12 protein-coding genes are annotated in these 13202 nt (G+C 42.8%); 2 read left to right on the plus strand and 10 right to left on the minus strand.

The features are described 5' to 3' along the window. Window positions 1-18 precede the first annotated feature (18 nt). The gene (gene alsS, locus C6Y06_RS02175) at window positions 19-1719 is read right to left on the minus strand and encodes an acetolactate synthase AlsS (protein ID WP_106036453.1); all 1701 of its coding nucleotides are present in this window, start codon (window positions 1717-1719) and stop codon (window positions 19-21) included. 150 nt (window positions 1720-1869) lie between these two features. Between alsS and alsR the strand changes: the two genes are divergently transcribed. Continuing rightward, window positions 1870-2766, plus strand: a complete 897-nt coding sequence (gene alsR, locus C6Y06_RS02180; RefSeq protein WP_060597460.1) for an acetoin biosynthesis transcriptional regulator AlsR — start codon at window positions 1870-1872, stop codon at window positions 2764-2766. A 66-nt stretch (window positions 2767-2832) separates the two neighbouring features. After that, a complete protein-coding gene (locus tag C6Y06_RS02185) occupies window positions 2833-3435 on the plus strand; it encodes a flavin reductase family protein (RefSeq protein WP_375567733.1) in 603 nt (200 codons plus the stop codon). 37 nt (window positions 3436-3472) lie between these two features. Here C6Y06_RS02185 and rbsB read toward each other — a convergent pair whose 3' ends face one another. The 9 genes from rbsB to C6Y06_RS02230 all read right to left on the minus strand — a co-directional run bounded on the left by rbsB (window position 3473) and on the right by C6Y06_RS02230 (window position 12924). Next, window positions 3473-4390, minus strand: a complete 918-nt coding sequence (gene rbsB, locus C6Y06_RS02190; protein ID WP_095285700.1) for a ribose ABC transporter substrate-binding protein RbsB — start codon at window positions 4388-4390, stop codon at window positions 3473-3475. Between the two features lie 13 nt (window positions 4391-4403). After that, entirely contained in the window at window positions 4404-5357 is a 954-nt protein-coding gene (rbsC, locus tag C6Y06_RS02195; RefSeq protein ID WP_106036454.1) for a ribose ABC transporter permease RbsC, read from the minus strand. Between the two features lies 1 nt (window position 5358). Then, the gene (locus C6Y06_RS02200) at window positions 5359-6840 is read right to left on the minus strand and encodes a sugar ABC transporter ATP-binding protein (RefSeq protein ID WP_106036455.1); all 1482 of its coding nucleotides are present in this window, start codon (window positions 6838-6840) and stop codon (window positions 5359-5361) included. A 15-nt stretch (window positions 6841-6855) separates the two neighbouring features. Continuing rightward, the gene (rbsD, locus tag C6Y06_RS02205; RefSeq protein WP_060597455.1) at window positions 6856-7248 is read right to left on the minus strand and encodes a D-ribose pyranase; all 393 of its coding nucleotides are present in this window, start codon (window positions 7246-7248) and stop codon (window positions 6856-6858) included. Next, on the minus strand, window positions 7245-8123 hold the full coding sequence (gene rbsK, locus C6Y06_RS02210) for a ribokinase (protein WP_060597453.1): 879 nt from the start codon (window positions 8121-8123) through the stop codon (window positions 7245-7247). Before rbsK ends, rbsD begins: the two co-directional genes overlap by 4 nt. Then, on the minus strand, window positions 8120-9106 hold the full coding sequence (locus C6Y06_RS02215) for a LacI family DNA-binding transcriptional regulator (protein ID WP_060597451.1): 987 nt from the start codon (window positions 9104-9106) through the stop codon (window positions 8120-8122). The genes rbsK and C6Y06_RS02215 overlap by 4 nt, the downstream gene beginning before the upstream one ends. A 117-nt stretch (window positions 9107-9223) precedes the next feature. After that, complete coding sequence (locus tag C6Y06_RS02220) at window positions 9224-10366, minus strand: Ger(x)C family spore germination protein (RefSeq protein WP_066031636.1); 1143 nt, start codon at window positions 10364-10366, stop codon at window positions 9224-9226. Continuing rightward, window positions 10356-11453, minus strand: coding sequence for a GerAB/ArcD/ProY family transporter (locus C6Y06_RS02225; RefSeq protein ID WP_060597449.1), 1098 nt, complete (start codon window positions 11451-11453; stop codon window positions 10356-10358). Before C6Y06_RS02225 ends, C6Y06_RS02220 begins: the two co-directional genes overlap by 11 nt. Further along, window positions 11443-12924 (minus strand): spore germination protein, encoded by a 1482-nt coding sequence (locus tag C6Y06_RS02230; protein ID WP_066031637.1) that lies wholly within the window; start codon window positions 12922-12924, stop codon window positions 11443-11445. The genes C6Y06_RS02225 and C6Y06_RS02230 overlap by 11 nt, the downstream gene beginning before the upstream one ends. Between the last annotated feature and the right edge of the window lie 278 nt (window positions 12925-13202).

Consider the following 13202-nt stretch of genomic DNA (forward strand, 5'->3'; position numbering starts at 1 on the left):
ATGTAATGTATGGACATCTTATCTGACGTTCAATGTGTGTTTTTCACGAAAGACTTCTGGCCATTTTTGACTGGCGAGGTCTGGGTTGTCTTGATAGTCAATCGGAATATCAATAATAACGGGTCCTTCTATGTTTATACCCTTTTGAAGGACAGTTGAAAGCTCTTCAGGTGAGTTAACCCGTAATCCAGTCGCTCCAAAGCTTTCCGCATATTTCACTAAGTCGATCTGTCCGAATTCAACGCAGGATGTGCGGTCATATTTCATTTCCTGCTGAAACGCCACCATGTCGTATGTGCTGTCATTCCAAACAAGGTGAACGAGATTTGTTTTCATGCGGACGGCTGTTTCAAGCTCCATTGCAGAGAAGAGAAAACCGCCATCACCTGAGACCGAAATGATCTTTTCATCTGGATTCAGTATGGAAGCCGCAATTGCCCATGGTAAGGCGACGCCTAATGTTTGCATTCCATTGCTCACCAGGAATGTGTTCGGCTCATAGACGCGGAAGTGACGCGACATCCAAATCGCGTGAGATCCGATATCACACGTGACCTTCGTGTCATCAGGAATTAGGCGTCTTAATGTATGAATGACATTCAGCGGGTGAGATAGATGACTGTCTCTTTCTGGTGCTTTTTCAATGTCGCTTAACAGCTCCTGTAATTCAGTGACTAAATCAATTTGTTCTTTGCATAGAGAAAGTGGAACACTGTCATGGGCTAGATGTTTAACGGTTTCAGCTATATTGCCTACAAGCTCAAGCGCTGGCTCATAAAAATGATCAATATCTGCCTGCATGTCATCCACATGGATGATCTGGCGCTGCTGCGGCTGAATATTCCAATGCTTCGGATCATATTCGATTGGATCAAAGCCGATGGTCAAAAGGACATCTGCTTGTTCAATGAGTAGATCCCCCGGCTGATTCCGGAATAAGCCGATTCTGCCTACATATTGAGACTCAAGCTCTCTTGAGAGAACGCCGGCTCCTTGGTACGTTTCGACAAATGGAATCCCAAGTGTTTTCAATAATGTTCTAGTGGCGTTTGCAGCAGCTGGACGACTTGCTTTCATTCCCACAATCGCAACAGGTAAGTGTGCATTTTGAATTTTGGCGATGGCCGAACTGATGAGAGCATCCGGTGCAGGACCTAGTTCTGGAGAAGGGTGAGCAGACACTGGTGTTTGTGTGGTGTGTTCTGTCACGACATCTTGTGGAAAGCTGATAAATGCTGCTCCAGCCTGCCCCTTTTGTGCCGCGCGAAAAGCATTTGTTAAGGCTTCAGGTATATTATGAACGTCTTGTACTTCAACACTGTATTTTGTGACTGGTTTGAATAATGCCGCATTGTCGAGTGATTGATGTGTTCGTTTCAGCCGATCCGCACGAATGACGTTTCCAGCGATTGCGACAACAGGGTCACCTTCTGTATTGGCTGTTAATAGACCTGTTGCTAAATTAGATGCGCCAGGACCTGATGTGACGAGACAAACACCTGGTTTGCCGGTTAAGCGGCCGACAGCGGCTGCCATAAAGGCTGCATTTTGTTCGTGTCTGCATAGGACAAGTTCTGGGCCTCTGTCTTTTAATACATCAAATACGGCATCAATTTTTGCACCTGGAATCGCAAAAACATGGGTCACACCTTGAGTAATCAGCGTATCGACAATCAATTCTGCTCCTCGTCTTGTTAGGGGTTGTGCTTGAGAATTCATTTACCCCGCACTCCTTTCGGCAAGTAAAATTTTTTATGAAAATATATTTTCATGATATGATTTACTATACATTTCAAAAAGAAAATTTTCCAATATATGTTTAACGTGGTTTTAATATGTTTCACGAATAAGTGTGCGAGGAGTGAAAGGATGGAACTGAGACATTTGCAGTATTTTGTCACAGTAGCGGAGGAGCTGCATTTTGGCAGAGCAGCCGCACGGTTGAATATGACACAGCCTCCACTTAGTCAGCAAATTAAGCAGTTTGAAGAAGAATTGGGGTTTCCTTTGTTTCACCGGTCGAAGCGAGTGGTGGAGTTAACAGCTGCTGGAAAGGTCTTTTTACATGAGGTGCGTGGTGTGCTGCAGCAGCTTGATAAAGCCGTTGATCATGCACGGCATACAGCAAGAGGAGAGCTGGGGAAAATCATCATAGGGTTTGTTGGAACAGCGACGTATGATATTCTGCCGCCAGTTGTACGCGAATTCAGAGAGCTGTATCCCTCTGTCAGTATTGAGCTGAAGCAGCTTTCTGTTCCGCAGCAGCTAGGGGCGCTTTTAAATGGGGAGATTGATATCGGTTTTTTACATCCTACATCTCCGCATGAAGAACTTGTCAGCCGTTTGATGAAGCAAAGTGAATGTATTTTTGCGATTCCGAAAAATCATCCGCTGGCGAAAAAAGAGGCGGTCACGATCGAAGATATCCGGCATGAACCGATCATTTCTTTATCAAAGGAATCATGGCCGTCCCTTTATCAACACTTTGTCCTGCTATGTGAAAAGTACGGATTTTCTCCGAATATTGTGCAGGAAGCAGCGGAATATCAAATGGTTATTGGCCTTGTCACAGCTGGTATCGGTATTGCGGTCATTCCAAAATCAGCCCGGCGTTTATTTAATCTAGATGTTGTATATCGGTCCATTGAAGGTGAACAGCTTCTGGCGGAATGGACGATTTCCTATAGACGAGAGAATCATAATCCTGCTTTATTTCATCTTGTCCACCATATCCTGCATCGCACCGAGCCGGAATCAGAGGCATAGAAAAAAGGGGTATGGTATGATGTCGATACACCAAAAGGAGGCGTGTCTGAATTGATTACGTTGCAAATGGATCAGCTATCAAGAAAAGAAGCATATAAATTATTATCGGGCTCTATTGTTCCACGACCGATTGCGTTTATTACAAGTCTGTCTAAAGATGATGTCGTCAATGCCGCACCATTTAGTTTCTTTAATGTCATCAGCGGACACCCGCCGCTCCTCGCAGTTTCTATCGGACGACGCGAAGGTCAGATGAAAGATACAGCGCAGCATATGATTGACAGGGGAGAATTTGTGGTCCATGTGAGTGATGAAGCGATAATAGAAGATATAAACGAAACAGCTGCTACGCTGCCACAGGAAGAGAGTGAGCTGGATCGAACCGGTCTTCATCAAGTAAAGAGCCATGTCGTGTCAGTGCCGGGAATTCAGGAAGCACGTATTCGCTTTGAATGTCAGCTTGAAAAGCATCTTACCTTTCAAAATGATGAAGGAGAGATCACGGTCGATCATATCATTGGCCGGGTTGTGTGTGCGCATTTAGATGAGGATGTGTATGATGCAGAAAAAGGATATGTTTCGACTCATGAACTAAAGCCAGTCGCCCGTTTAGCGGGAAATGATTACGCCCATTTAGGGACGTCATTTGTGTTGAAAAGACCGGAATAATAGGAAAAACCCCCGAGAGCTATCGGGGGTTTTGTGTTTATTTTTTCTGTTCTAGTTTCAGTGGAGCTGCGATGTTCTTTTCTACTTTTTTCCCTTTTAGGACGTCGTTTGCAGCGCCGACTGCCAGTTTCCCGATCAGCTCTGGCTGCTGGGCGACTGTGGCAGATAGTTTTCCTGCTTTGATCGAGTTGAGTGCATCTTCGTTTCCGTCAAAGCCAACGACGAGAATGTCTTTTCCAGAGCTTTGAATCGCCTCTAGAGCGCCAAGTGCCATTTCATCATTATGGGCAAAAACGGCTTTGATGTCAGGGTTTCCTTGAAGGAGGTTTTCCATGACATTCAGTCCTTTTGTCCGGTCGAAGTCAGCCGCTTGTTTTGCTGTCACTTTTAGATCTTTATCCGCTATTTGATGGAATCCTTTTCCGCGCTCACGTGTAGCGGAAGCGCCTGGTACACCTTCTAGTTCAGCGACTTTTGCTCCTTTACCGACCTTGTCGATGATAAAGTTAGCTGCCATTTCGCCGCCTTTGACGTTATCTGAGGCGACCAGTGCTTCTACCTTACCGCTTTCTGCTGAACGGTCTAATGTGATGACAGGAATATCTGAAGCATTCGCTGATTCGACAGCGGTTGAGATAGCAGATGAATCCGCTGGGTTGATGAGTAATGCGTCAACCCCTTGCTGAATTAAATCTTCTACGTCACTGGTTTGTTTAGCTGAATCATTTTGTGCATCTGCAATGACCACTTCGATGCCGAGCTTTTTCGCTTCTTTCGTCACACCATTTTTGAGAGAAACGAAAAATGGATTATTTAAGGTCGAGATCGAGAGCCCGATTTTGATGTCTTTTTTCTTTCCATCTTTTGTTGATTTGGCCCACTCTGGCGGTTCTAGCGAGCAGGCAGAAAGCATGAATAATGAGAGAGTCAGAATGAGAATGAGATATTTTTTCATAGCAGCTGCCTCCTTAAGCAGATTTCTTTCTGTCTAGTAGGACTGCAATCAAGATGACAATCCCTTTCACAACAGATTGATAGAATGATGATACACCAAGTAAGTTCATACCATTGTTCAAGACACCGATGATGAGCACCCCGATCAGTGTGCCGACAATTCGCCCTCTTCCGCCAGACAGGCTTGTCCCGCCAAGTACAACAGCAGCAATCGCATCAAGCTCATAGGATGTGCCAGCTGTTGGCTGAGCTGAGTTTAGGCGAGAGGTCAAAATGGCACCCGCTAAAGCAGACATGAAACCTGCCAGTGAATAGATCATAATTTTTACGCGCGGTACTTTGATTCCTGAAATGAGCGCAGCTTTTTCATTTCCGCCGATGGCATACGTTCTTCTGCCGAAAGGTGTTTTATGAAGCAGCACCCAAAGTACGATAAAGGTGAGAAGCATCGTGATTGCTGGAACAGGAATGCCTAAGAAATACCCGCGGCCGAATAACTGAAAGGCATAGTTAGAACCGAGTCCTGTAATCGGGTTTCCGTCTGTATAAACAAGTGTTAATCCTCTAAAAATGGTCATCGTGGCAAGTGTTGCGATAAAAGGAGCCATTTTTCCTTTTGTAATTAAAAGACCGTTGACCATCCCAAGAAGAGCGCCGATGATACAGCCAACGATAATAGCTAAAATCGGGTCCATACCAGACACGATAAATCCGGCAGTCAGAGCACTAGAAAGTGCTAAAATGGCACCGACAGACAAATCAATTCCTCCGGTTAAAATAACAAACGTCATTCCAAAGGCAATGAGGGCATTAATGGAGATTTGTCTCAGTAAGTTTAAGATGTTTAATGGCTCTAAAAAGGCTGGGTTTAAAATAGAAACAATTGCGACAAGGATGATGAGTCCTAAGAATGGCCCAAGCTTTTGCATGATGTTGTCAAATCGTCCATTTGAAGTAAGTGGTTTCATGTTACTTCCCTCCTGTAGCTAATGTCATAATTCGTTCTTGTGTTGCGTCTGATTTATTTAATTCTCCGCTGATGGTTCCTTCATGAATGACAAGCACTCGATCGCTCATCCCTAGAATTTCTGGGAGCTCAGAGGAGACCATTAAAATGGCAACACCTCGATCAGTCAGTTCATTCATTAACTGGTAGATTTCTCGTTTCGCTCCGACATCGACACCTCTTGTCGGTTCATCTAAAATTAAGACCTTCGGCTGGATGCCGATCCATTTGGCGATGACGACTTTTTGCTGATTTCCACCAGAGAGACTTCGAGCAGAAATTTCAGAGGAAGCCGTTTTAATTGTCAGTCTTTTGATGAGCAGGTCGACAAAATCCTGTTCGTTTTTCTTATCAATCAGTCCTTTTGGAGAGAAGCTTTCTAAGTTTGGCAGTCCAATGTTTTCTCGGATGGATGCATCCAGCATGAGTCCTTCATCTTTGCGATCCTCTGTGATAAAGCCGATACCGAGCTTGACGGCATCACTTGGTTTTTTAATGACAGCCTTTTTCCCATGGACCCAGATTTCACCTTGATCAAGAGGATCAAGACCAAACAGCGACCGCATCATTTCGGTTCTGCCAGCGCCCATTAAGCCTGCAACACCGACGATTTCTCCAGCTTTGACTGAGAAACTGATATCATGGAATTGTCCTTTTCTTGTCGCTTGCTTCACCTCAAGGACAATATCTCCTAGAGAAGGCAATCTCTCAGGGTATCGATCTGTTAATTCGCGGCCGACCATTTTTTTGACGACCTCATGGAAATTCGTTTCAGGTATGGCTTTCGTATCGACTGTTTTCCCATCGCGCATGATTGTAATCCGGTCACAGATCGCAAAGATTTCCTCCATACGGTGAGAAATATAGACAATGGATACGCCTTCTTTTTTGAGAGATTCAATGACCTGAAAGAGCTTTTCAATCTCACGGTCTGTTAGAGCTGCTGTTGGCTCATCCATGATGATCACCTTCGCATCAGTCATTAATGCCTTTGCAATCTCAATCATCTGTTTTTGTCCAACAGAGCAGCTGCCTGCCTCTTGATCAAGCGAGAGGTTCACAGACAATCGGTCCAACTGGCTTTGGGCAAGAACCTTCATTTTCTTTGTGTCTAGCAATCCAAACTTCGTATAGATTTCTTTCCCGATGAATAGGTTTTCCAAGACGGTCATATCCGGCCATATGTTGAGCTCCTGATGAATAAAGGCGATGCCGTGTTGTTCCGCTTCCTTCGGATTTTTGAAAGCGGTTTCTTTTCCGTCGATTTGAATCGTTCCTTGATCTAATGAATAAAGACCTGTGAGCAGGTTCATTAAAGTTGATTTTCCCGCGCCATTTTCGCCCATGAGCGCGTGGACCTCACCTGTGACGAGGTCAAAGGAGACCCCGGAAAGAACGGTGTTTTTTCCAAAGGCCTTATGGATGTTATGCATCTCAATGTTCATATCTGGCTCCTCCTTTTAAAAGATGACACCGGCATGAAGAATGCAGTTTGCGTATGGGGTGGCTTCACCCGTGCGAATGACTGCTTTTGCCTGCTTGGTCATGTTTTTGAACGTCTCGTGGTCTACATCATGTAATGGCTGTGAGAACGCTTTCTTTAGAAATAGATGATCTCGCTCATTGGCTTCTTTGATTTCACTAGCCACAGTAATGTGTTCAACCGCCATTTCCTGAAGAAGGAGAGAGGTGACCTCCTGAAAGGACGGTGTGCCGATTGATAACGCCAGGTCGATTTTGACTGGACCTTCTGGAATAGGAAGACCGCAGTCTGCGATGACGATTGTATCTGTATGACCAAGGTCAGCAAGTACCTTGGCGATATGACTGTTTAAGATGCCGTTTTTTTTCATTTCTTTTTCTCCAGTTCTTCTCTTGTTGGCATGCCGCCTTGTGCACCGAACTTTGTGACAGACATTGATGCTGCAAGGTTGGCATAGGCAAGTGCGTCATAGAGAGATTTGCCCTCTGTTAAGGCTACAGCCAAGGCTCCGTTAAAGGTATCGCCTGCTCCTGTTGTATCAACTGCTTCAACAGGAAAGCCTGGAACTAGCACTTCTTTCAATCCGTCAAAAAATCGAACCCCATTTTTCCCTTCTGTGATGAGTAATTTGTTAGGGTATTGACGCAAGGCGTCTTCAATTGGGAGTCCATCAAACATGAGAACAGCTTCGTGCTCATTCGGTGTAATATAGGCAGCCTGGTCTAAAACCTGCTGCGATACTTTGCGGGCAGGTGCAGGGTTTAAAATCACAGGGATTTCTTTGTCGCTGCAAATGGAGCAGACAGCTTCGACTGTTTCTTCAGGTATTTCCTGCTGAACGAGAACTATCCCAATATCATCTATTGTAGAAAGTGCCTCTCTAACATAGTCAGGAGTGACCTCGTCATTTGCTCCTTTGACCACGACAATGCTGTTATCACCTTCTGCTAAAATGATATGAGCGGTGCCGCTTTCCATTTCGGTAACCGGTTTCATATATGGGGTGCGGACCCCTTGATCTTGTAGATTGCTGACAATATCCTGACCATAAGCATCATCACCGACTCGGCCGACCATGTATACATCTGCACCGAGTCTGGCACTTGCGACTGCTTGATTGGCGCCTTTTCCCCCTGGGACGGTTTTAAATGATTCGCCTAACACCGTTTCACCGGCATTTGGCCGTTTATCCGATGTGACGACTAAATCCATAGAACAGCTTCCTACTACGACAATATGACTCATTGTGAATCCACCTTTCTTGTGGTCTCTCGTTCAATAAAAGAGACGGGCATTTGGATAACTGGTTGATCTATAGGTTGTTTCTGAATCGCTTTGATTAACAGCTGTGCCGCTTCTTTTCCCATCTCATAGGCAGGCTGCCTAATCGTAGATAAGGAAGGGAAGAGCAGCTCGCTTTGCGGAATATCATCAAACCCAATGATTTGAACATCATCTGGAATGGCTTTTCCGATCCGAAGCGCTTCGTGTATGACCGCTGTTGCGACGATGTCATTGCTGGCAATGATGCCATCTGTTTCAGGGTACAGCTGGAAAAGAGCCTTGGCGCTCTTGCGGGCTTCTTGAAAGGAAAATGAAGCATTAGACATCACATGAAAGTCGACTCCTTTTTCCGTCAGTACATCGAGTGCGCCCTTGAATCGCTGCCTCGCTGTTTGAAGGTGGGCAGGTCCTTTTAGCAGTGTGATCTGCCGGCTGCCGCGTCTGATTAATTCCATTGCGGCCATTTTCCCGCCAGCTGCAGCATCTGCAAACACAGAAGGTGCATGTGGAACGGTTCGATCTAAGAACACAACCGGTAATTCATCATCATTGTATATATCTGATTCAGGTTCGTTTGTGACAGCGATGACACCGACCACTTGATTTTGTTTAAAGGTTTGTAAATAGGCCATTTCCTTCTCTCGATCTTCATCACTGTTTCCGAATAATAATCGAAAACCATGCGCATGAATTTCGTCCTCAACGCCTCTAGCGAGCTGAGGGAAGAAGGGATTCGTAATATCAGGTAAAATCAAACCGATTAAGCGTGATTCTCTTTTGAAAAGGGATCTAGCCACTTCATTGGGAAAGTAGTTCAGCTCCTGCATCGCTTGTGTCACGCGGGTTTTCGTATCTGTATGGACATATCCAGTATCGTTAAGCACGCGTGAAACAGTGGCAACAGACACTTGTGCAGCTTTTGCAACATCTTTAATTGTAGCCAATGGAGTGCCTCCCTTCGTCAATGTGTAACCGTTTACACAAATAGATTATCACGAAAGCTTTTAAATGACAATCTTAAAAAAATAAAAAAAGAAAAGAAAGATGATATCTTCCTTTTATTAACTAGTAATCCCTGTTTCTGTAATATTCACTTTGATTTTTGGGATGATTTTTACATTTGGATAATCAGTTTTCCAATTCATTTTTACATATTCATCATAATTTTTAACGCGATACTTTCTTCCAAGACTTAACACGTCGGAGTTTGATTTCTGCAAAACAGAGATTACTTTTTCTGCTTCCTTTGTGAAAATAGCTGATAATCGTTTGTTTAGTTCATCGATCTTTTTCGTACTATCTAAATTGTCTTTCGGATATTCAACGACAGCTGTTTTGAATTCGAAATCTAGCCCAATTGTCACGTTTCGATGATCAGAATTGAGAATACGAATATCTCGTTTTAAGTCGGTGACTTGGATGGTAATATAGTTATTTCCCTTCAACTCCATATCATTTCTGATCTTTTTAGTGAAATTTGCATATTTCCCGATTTTATTATTCATGAGATTGAGAAGCATGGCATCTTGACCATAAAGCTCACCAGTTTTTTTCTCATTATCGAATAAAGCCACACCTGCTACTTTGATTAGTTGTTTAGACTGATCAAATACAATTAAAGGCAGGGTAAAGTCTTCTCCTGTTTGGAGCATCTTTGAGCGTATGCTTTGAATATTTCCAGCGGTCACTTGTGAACCTCTTGAGGCAGTTGTAATGAGATTGTTTAAATAGTCACTGACAATGAGCTGTTCTTTTAGTAATTTGTTGATCACATCAATGCTTGAACCGCCTTTCACAACGGCTAAATTGGCAAGCAAAGGACTTTTCGGATCGCGATAGAACATGTCTAAGTAGGGAAGAAGTTGATTTTGAGAGAATTCATCACCGATCAGTAAAATCCTCATTTTTGACATATCAATCTTTTGGTCAACCATTCGGCCGAAGTCTGTTCCCGCTTTACGTAAAGTTGGAGCATTGGTTGTCAGTACAGTGGTTGAATAAGTACCTGAACTTCCTTGCTGCATACTTTGAGACTGTTGTACTTTTCGGTAGGTAATCGATACTTTTGCGTTATCATCTTCCCCTTGATCAATGGCGGAAGTAAGGACAAGGGAGATGTTTTTTAATAGGTTTTGATCCCAGCAGCCAGGCATCATGGTGAGAGACACGCACATGAGGAGAGTCAGGACATATTTATGACGCATGTGATTTCACCTTCTTTTTACGTTGTTTGATAAAGATAACGATCGCCATGAATGCTGGAAGTGTGTAAATGAACGAATACTGAGCAATCGTTGTAAAATCATTGAAACGCTGAATGCGAAAGTTATCGACTGCCAAAAAACAGCTAGACGCATATATCAGAATGGCGAAACAATAAACATATTTTTTGTGATCCTTTTTCTTCAGTAAACTGGAAATGCCATTTGCACAAAAGTACAGATAGTTACTCAATGTGGCAAGAATAATAAACACCCAGAAGCTAAGAAAAATTAAATCTGTCCGCTCAATGATACCGAAGGAAATGGTTTTTAATAAGTAAAGAACAGGGTTGGGAATCACATCAAGCTCAATTGGACTAAAAAACATAAAACAAATCAATGTAATAAATAGGTAGTAAAGCGTCGTGCATATATTTGAAATGGTCATGATTTTATACCGTTCCTTAATCGTGCCTTTCATAAAGGGAGAAAGAATAAGGATCATCTCAAATCCATTCATCGATAGGACGACGTCCTTCAGCCCAAGCTGAAACTGAGAAATGTCTGTTTGAAAAAAAGGCATCAGATAATCGATATTGGTCCCTTTTAATGAATAGAACATCAGCAAGGAAAGCAAAAGGAGAAGGGGAGTTAAGATAAAGTTAAACCTGACAATGGCTGTAATTTGCTCCTTCGCAATATAAACAATGGAAGTAATGAGTAATAGATTGATGACCCAGTTTGGCGTCAGCGGCAGAACCCACATACCAATAATTCTGGTGAAAATGGATAAAACGACAATACAGACGGAGGCAAAATACAGTATATACAGTGCAATCAGTAATTTCCCAATCCATTGACCAAATACATCAATTAATGCTTGGAAGAATGATGTTTCTGGATATTTATGAATGATGTAAATGAAAATTGTATTGATGATTTGGATAAAAAAACAGGCGACAATGATCGCCATCCAGCCATCGTGTCCCATGTCTTTCATCAAAAAGTGGGGGAGCGATAAAATACCGACACCAATTTGAGATTGAATGAGAAAAAAGACAGCTTGAGGTGGAGATATTTTATTTTTCATTTTTCTTTTTCCATCCTCTCAAATGTTCAATTTGCTTTTTCTTTTGCGGATTTAAATAAACAGGGCGATTTTTGTACATCCACATTGGGAGGCGAATTACAGTATCTTTTAAATCCTGCCAGTTAAATGGAGTAACAGGTGATAAGTATGGTACCCCTAGTGATTCAAGGCGGCATAAATTCATGAGAATGATGGATAATCCAAATGAAATGCCAATAAAACCAAACATTGATGCCATGAACATGAGCGGGAAACGCAGCATCCTAATGGTGGCCGTCATTTCAAATGATGGAAGGACAAAGGAAGCGACAGCGGTCACGGCGACCACGATGACAAGAACATTTGAGATGAGTCCTGCTTGTACAACAGCATCCCCAATGACCAAACCACCTACGATACCAATGGTTTGACCAATTGGTCTAGGTAGACGCACCCCTGCCTCACGAATGAGTTCAATGGTGATTTCCATTAGCATCGCTTCTATCAAAGGAGGAAATGGGATACCGATAATTGAATTTTTCATCGTTATGGCTAATTCATCTGGGACGACCTCATAATGAAAGCCAATGACAGCGATATAAAAAGATGGCAAAATGACTGCGATGATACAGGCAAGATAGCGGAGAACACGGATAAACGTAGCCGGAATCCAGCGGCTATTATAATCATCAGGTGATTGAAAGAAGCTAAAGAAGGTGACAGGAAGAATGATAGCCATCGGACTGCCATCCATCATCACCACAATTCGCCCTTCAAGGATTGCAGATCTCACCTTATCAGGGCGCTCTGTATCAATAAGCTGCGGGAAAATAGAAAATGAATCATCCTCAATCGCCTCAACAATAGAGCCAGGACTTAGCAGCGTGTCTACTTTAATAGAAGAAATCCGTTTGTTTACCTCTTCTACCTTTTCTTGATTAGCGATATCAGATATATAAACAGTCGCAAGCTTTGTTTCAGATTTTGTACCAATCTTATGATACTGAATGGCGAGCTTTCGATCATTTAAATGCGAACGCAGTAAGTAGATGTTGGTATCAAGACTTTCAACAAATCCGTCATGTGCTCCAGCAATAATACTTTCAGATGAAGGTTCAGAAATAGAGCGCAGCGGCGGCTGACCGACAGAAAACAATTTGATCTGTGAGGAATTTTCATCAAGAAACGCAATGCTTCCAGCAATAATACTGTCTGTAATCAGCGTCAAGTCACCAGTTTCGAGTGTACTGAGAGATTTCGTATATTCCTGCTTTCCAGGAGGTCCTAACAAGTTGCCGATAATGAAATCATTTAATTTGCCTTCATCTACTCTTGTTTTAATAAAAAACAGGACAGATTTCGTTTCATTCACCATTAACTCTCGGTATTCAAAATCCCCGCTTTGCTGAAATGTTTTTTTCAGAATCCGGATTTTTTCCTCGAAGCTGCCTGATAAAAAATGCAACCGTGTTTGCTCATTGCTGTTTGGCATCTTTAGCCTCCTCTCACAGATTTTTTAACCTTAGTGTAAGCGGAGAAGCTGATTTTATTCGTCATCTTTGGGGAAAGCATGACATGAATTGACAACTTTCAACTAAAATCATATTAAAAATGTTAAGAAATGATGAATCTTGATAAAAACAAATGAATAATGTTTCATTGTTTAGGTCATAAGGAGCGAATATCGTAAAAAGCAGGTATTCCGAAATGATCAATAGTTTACATCTTATCCCAATTTTTTGTGACCCGAAAATAAGCATATGACTTGAT

It is taken from the genome of Bacillus sp. MZGC1 (genome assembly GCF_002998605.1).
In the GTDB taxonomy this organism is placed as follows: Bacteria; Bacillota; Bacilli; order Bacillales; family Bacillaceae; genus Bacillus.

Excerpts from the sequence above, each read along its gene's own strand:
- rbsK (WP_060597453.1), bottom strand. The coding sequence starts at position 8,123 with ATGAGTCATATTGTCGTAGTAGGAAGCTGTTCTATGGATTTAGTCGTC.
- rbsC (WP_106036454.1), bottom strand. The coding sequence starts at position 5,357 with ATGAAACCACTTACTTCAAATGGACGATTTGACAACATCATGCAAAAG.
- C6Y06_RS02185 (WP_375567733.1), top strand. The coding sequence starts at position 2,833 with ATGGATCAGCTATCAAGAAAAGAAGCATATAAATTATTATCGGGCTCT.
- alsR (WP_060597460.1), top strand. The coding sequence starts at position 1,870 with ATGGAACTGAGACATTTGCAGTATTTTGTCACAGTAGCGGAGGAGCTG.
- C6Y06_RS02200 (WP_106036455.1), bottom strand. The coding sequence starts at position 6,840 with ATGAACATTGAGATGCATAACATCCATAAGGCCTTTGGAAAAAACACC.
- rbsD (WP_060597455.1), bottom strand. The coding sequence starts at position 7,248 with ATGAAAAAAAACGGCATCTTAAACAGTCATATCGCCAAGGTACTTGCT.
- alsS (WP_106036453.1), bottom strand. The coding sequence starts at position 1,719 with ATGAATTCTCAAGCACAACCCCTAACAAGACGAGGAGCAGAATTGATT.
- C6Y06_RS02220 (WP_066031636.1), bottom strand. The coding sequence starts at position 10,366 with ATGCGTCATAAATATGTCCTGACTCTCCTCATGTGCGTGTCTCTCACC.
- C6Y06_RS02225 (WP_060597449.1), bottom strand. The coding sequence starts at position 11,453 with ATGAAAAATAAAATATCTCCACCTCAAGCTGTCTTTTTTCTCATTCAA.
- rbsB (WP_095285700.1), bottom strand. The coding sequence starts at position 4,390 with ATGAAAAAATATCTCATTCTCATTCTGACTCTCTCATTATTCATGCTT.
- C6Y06_RS02230 (WP_066031637.1), bottom strand. The coding sequence starts at position 12,924 with ATGCCAAACAGCAATGAGCAAACACGGTTGCATTTTTTATCAGGCAGC.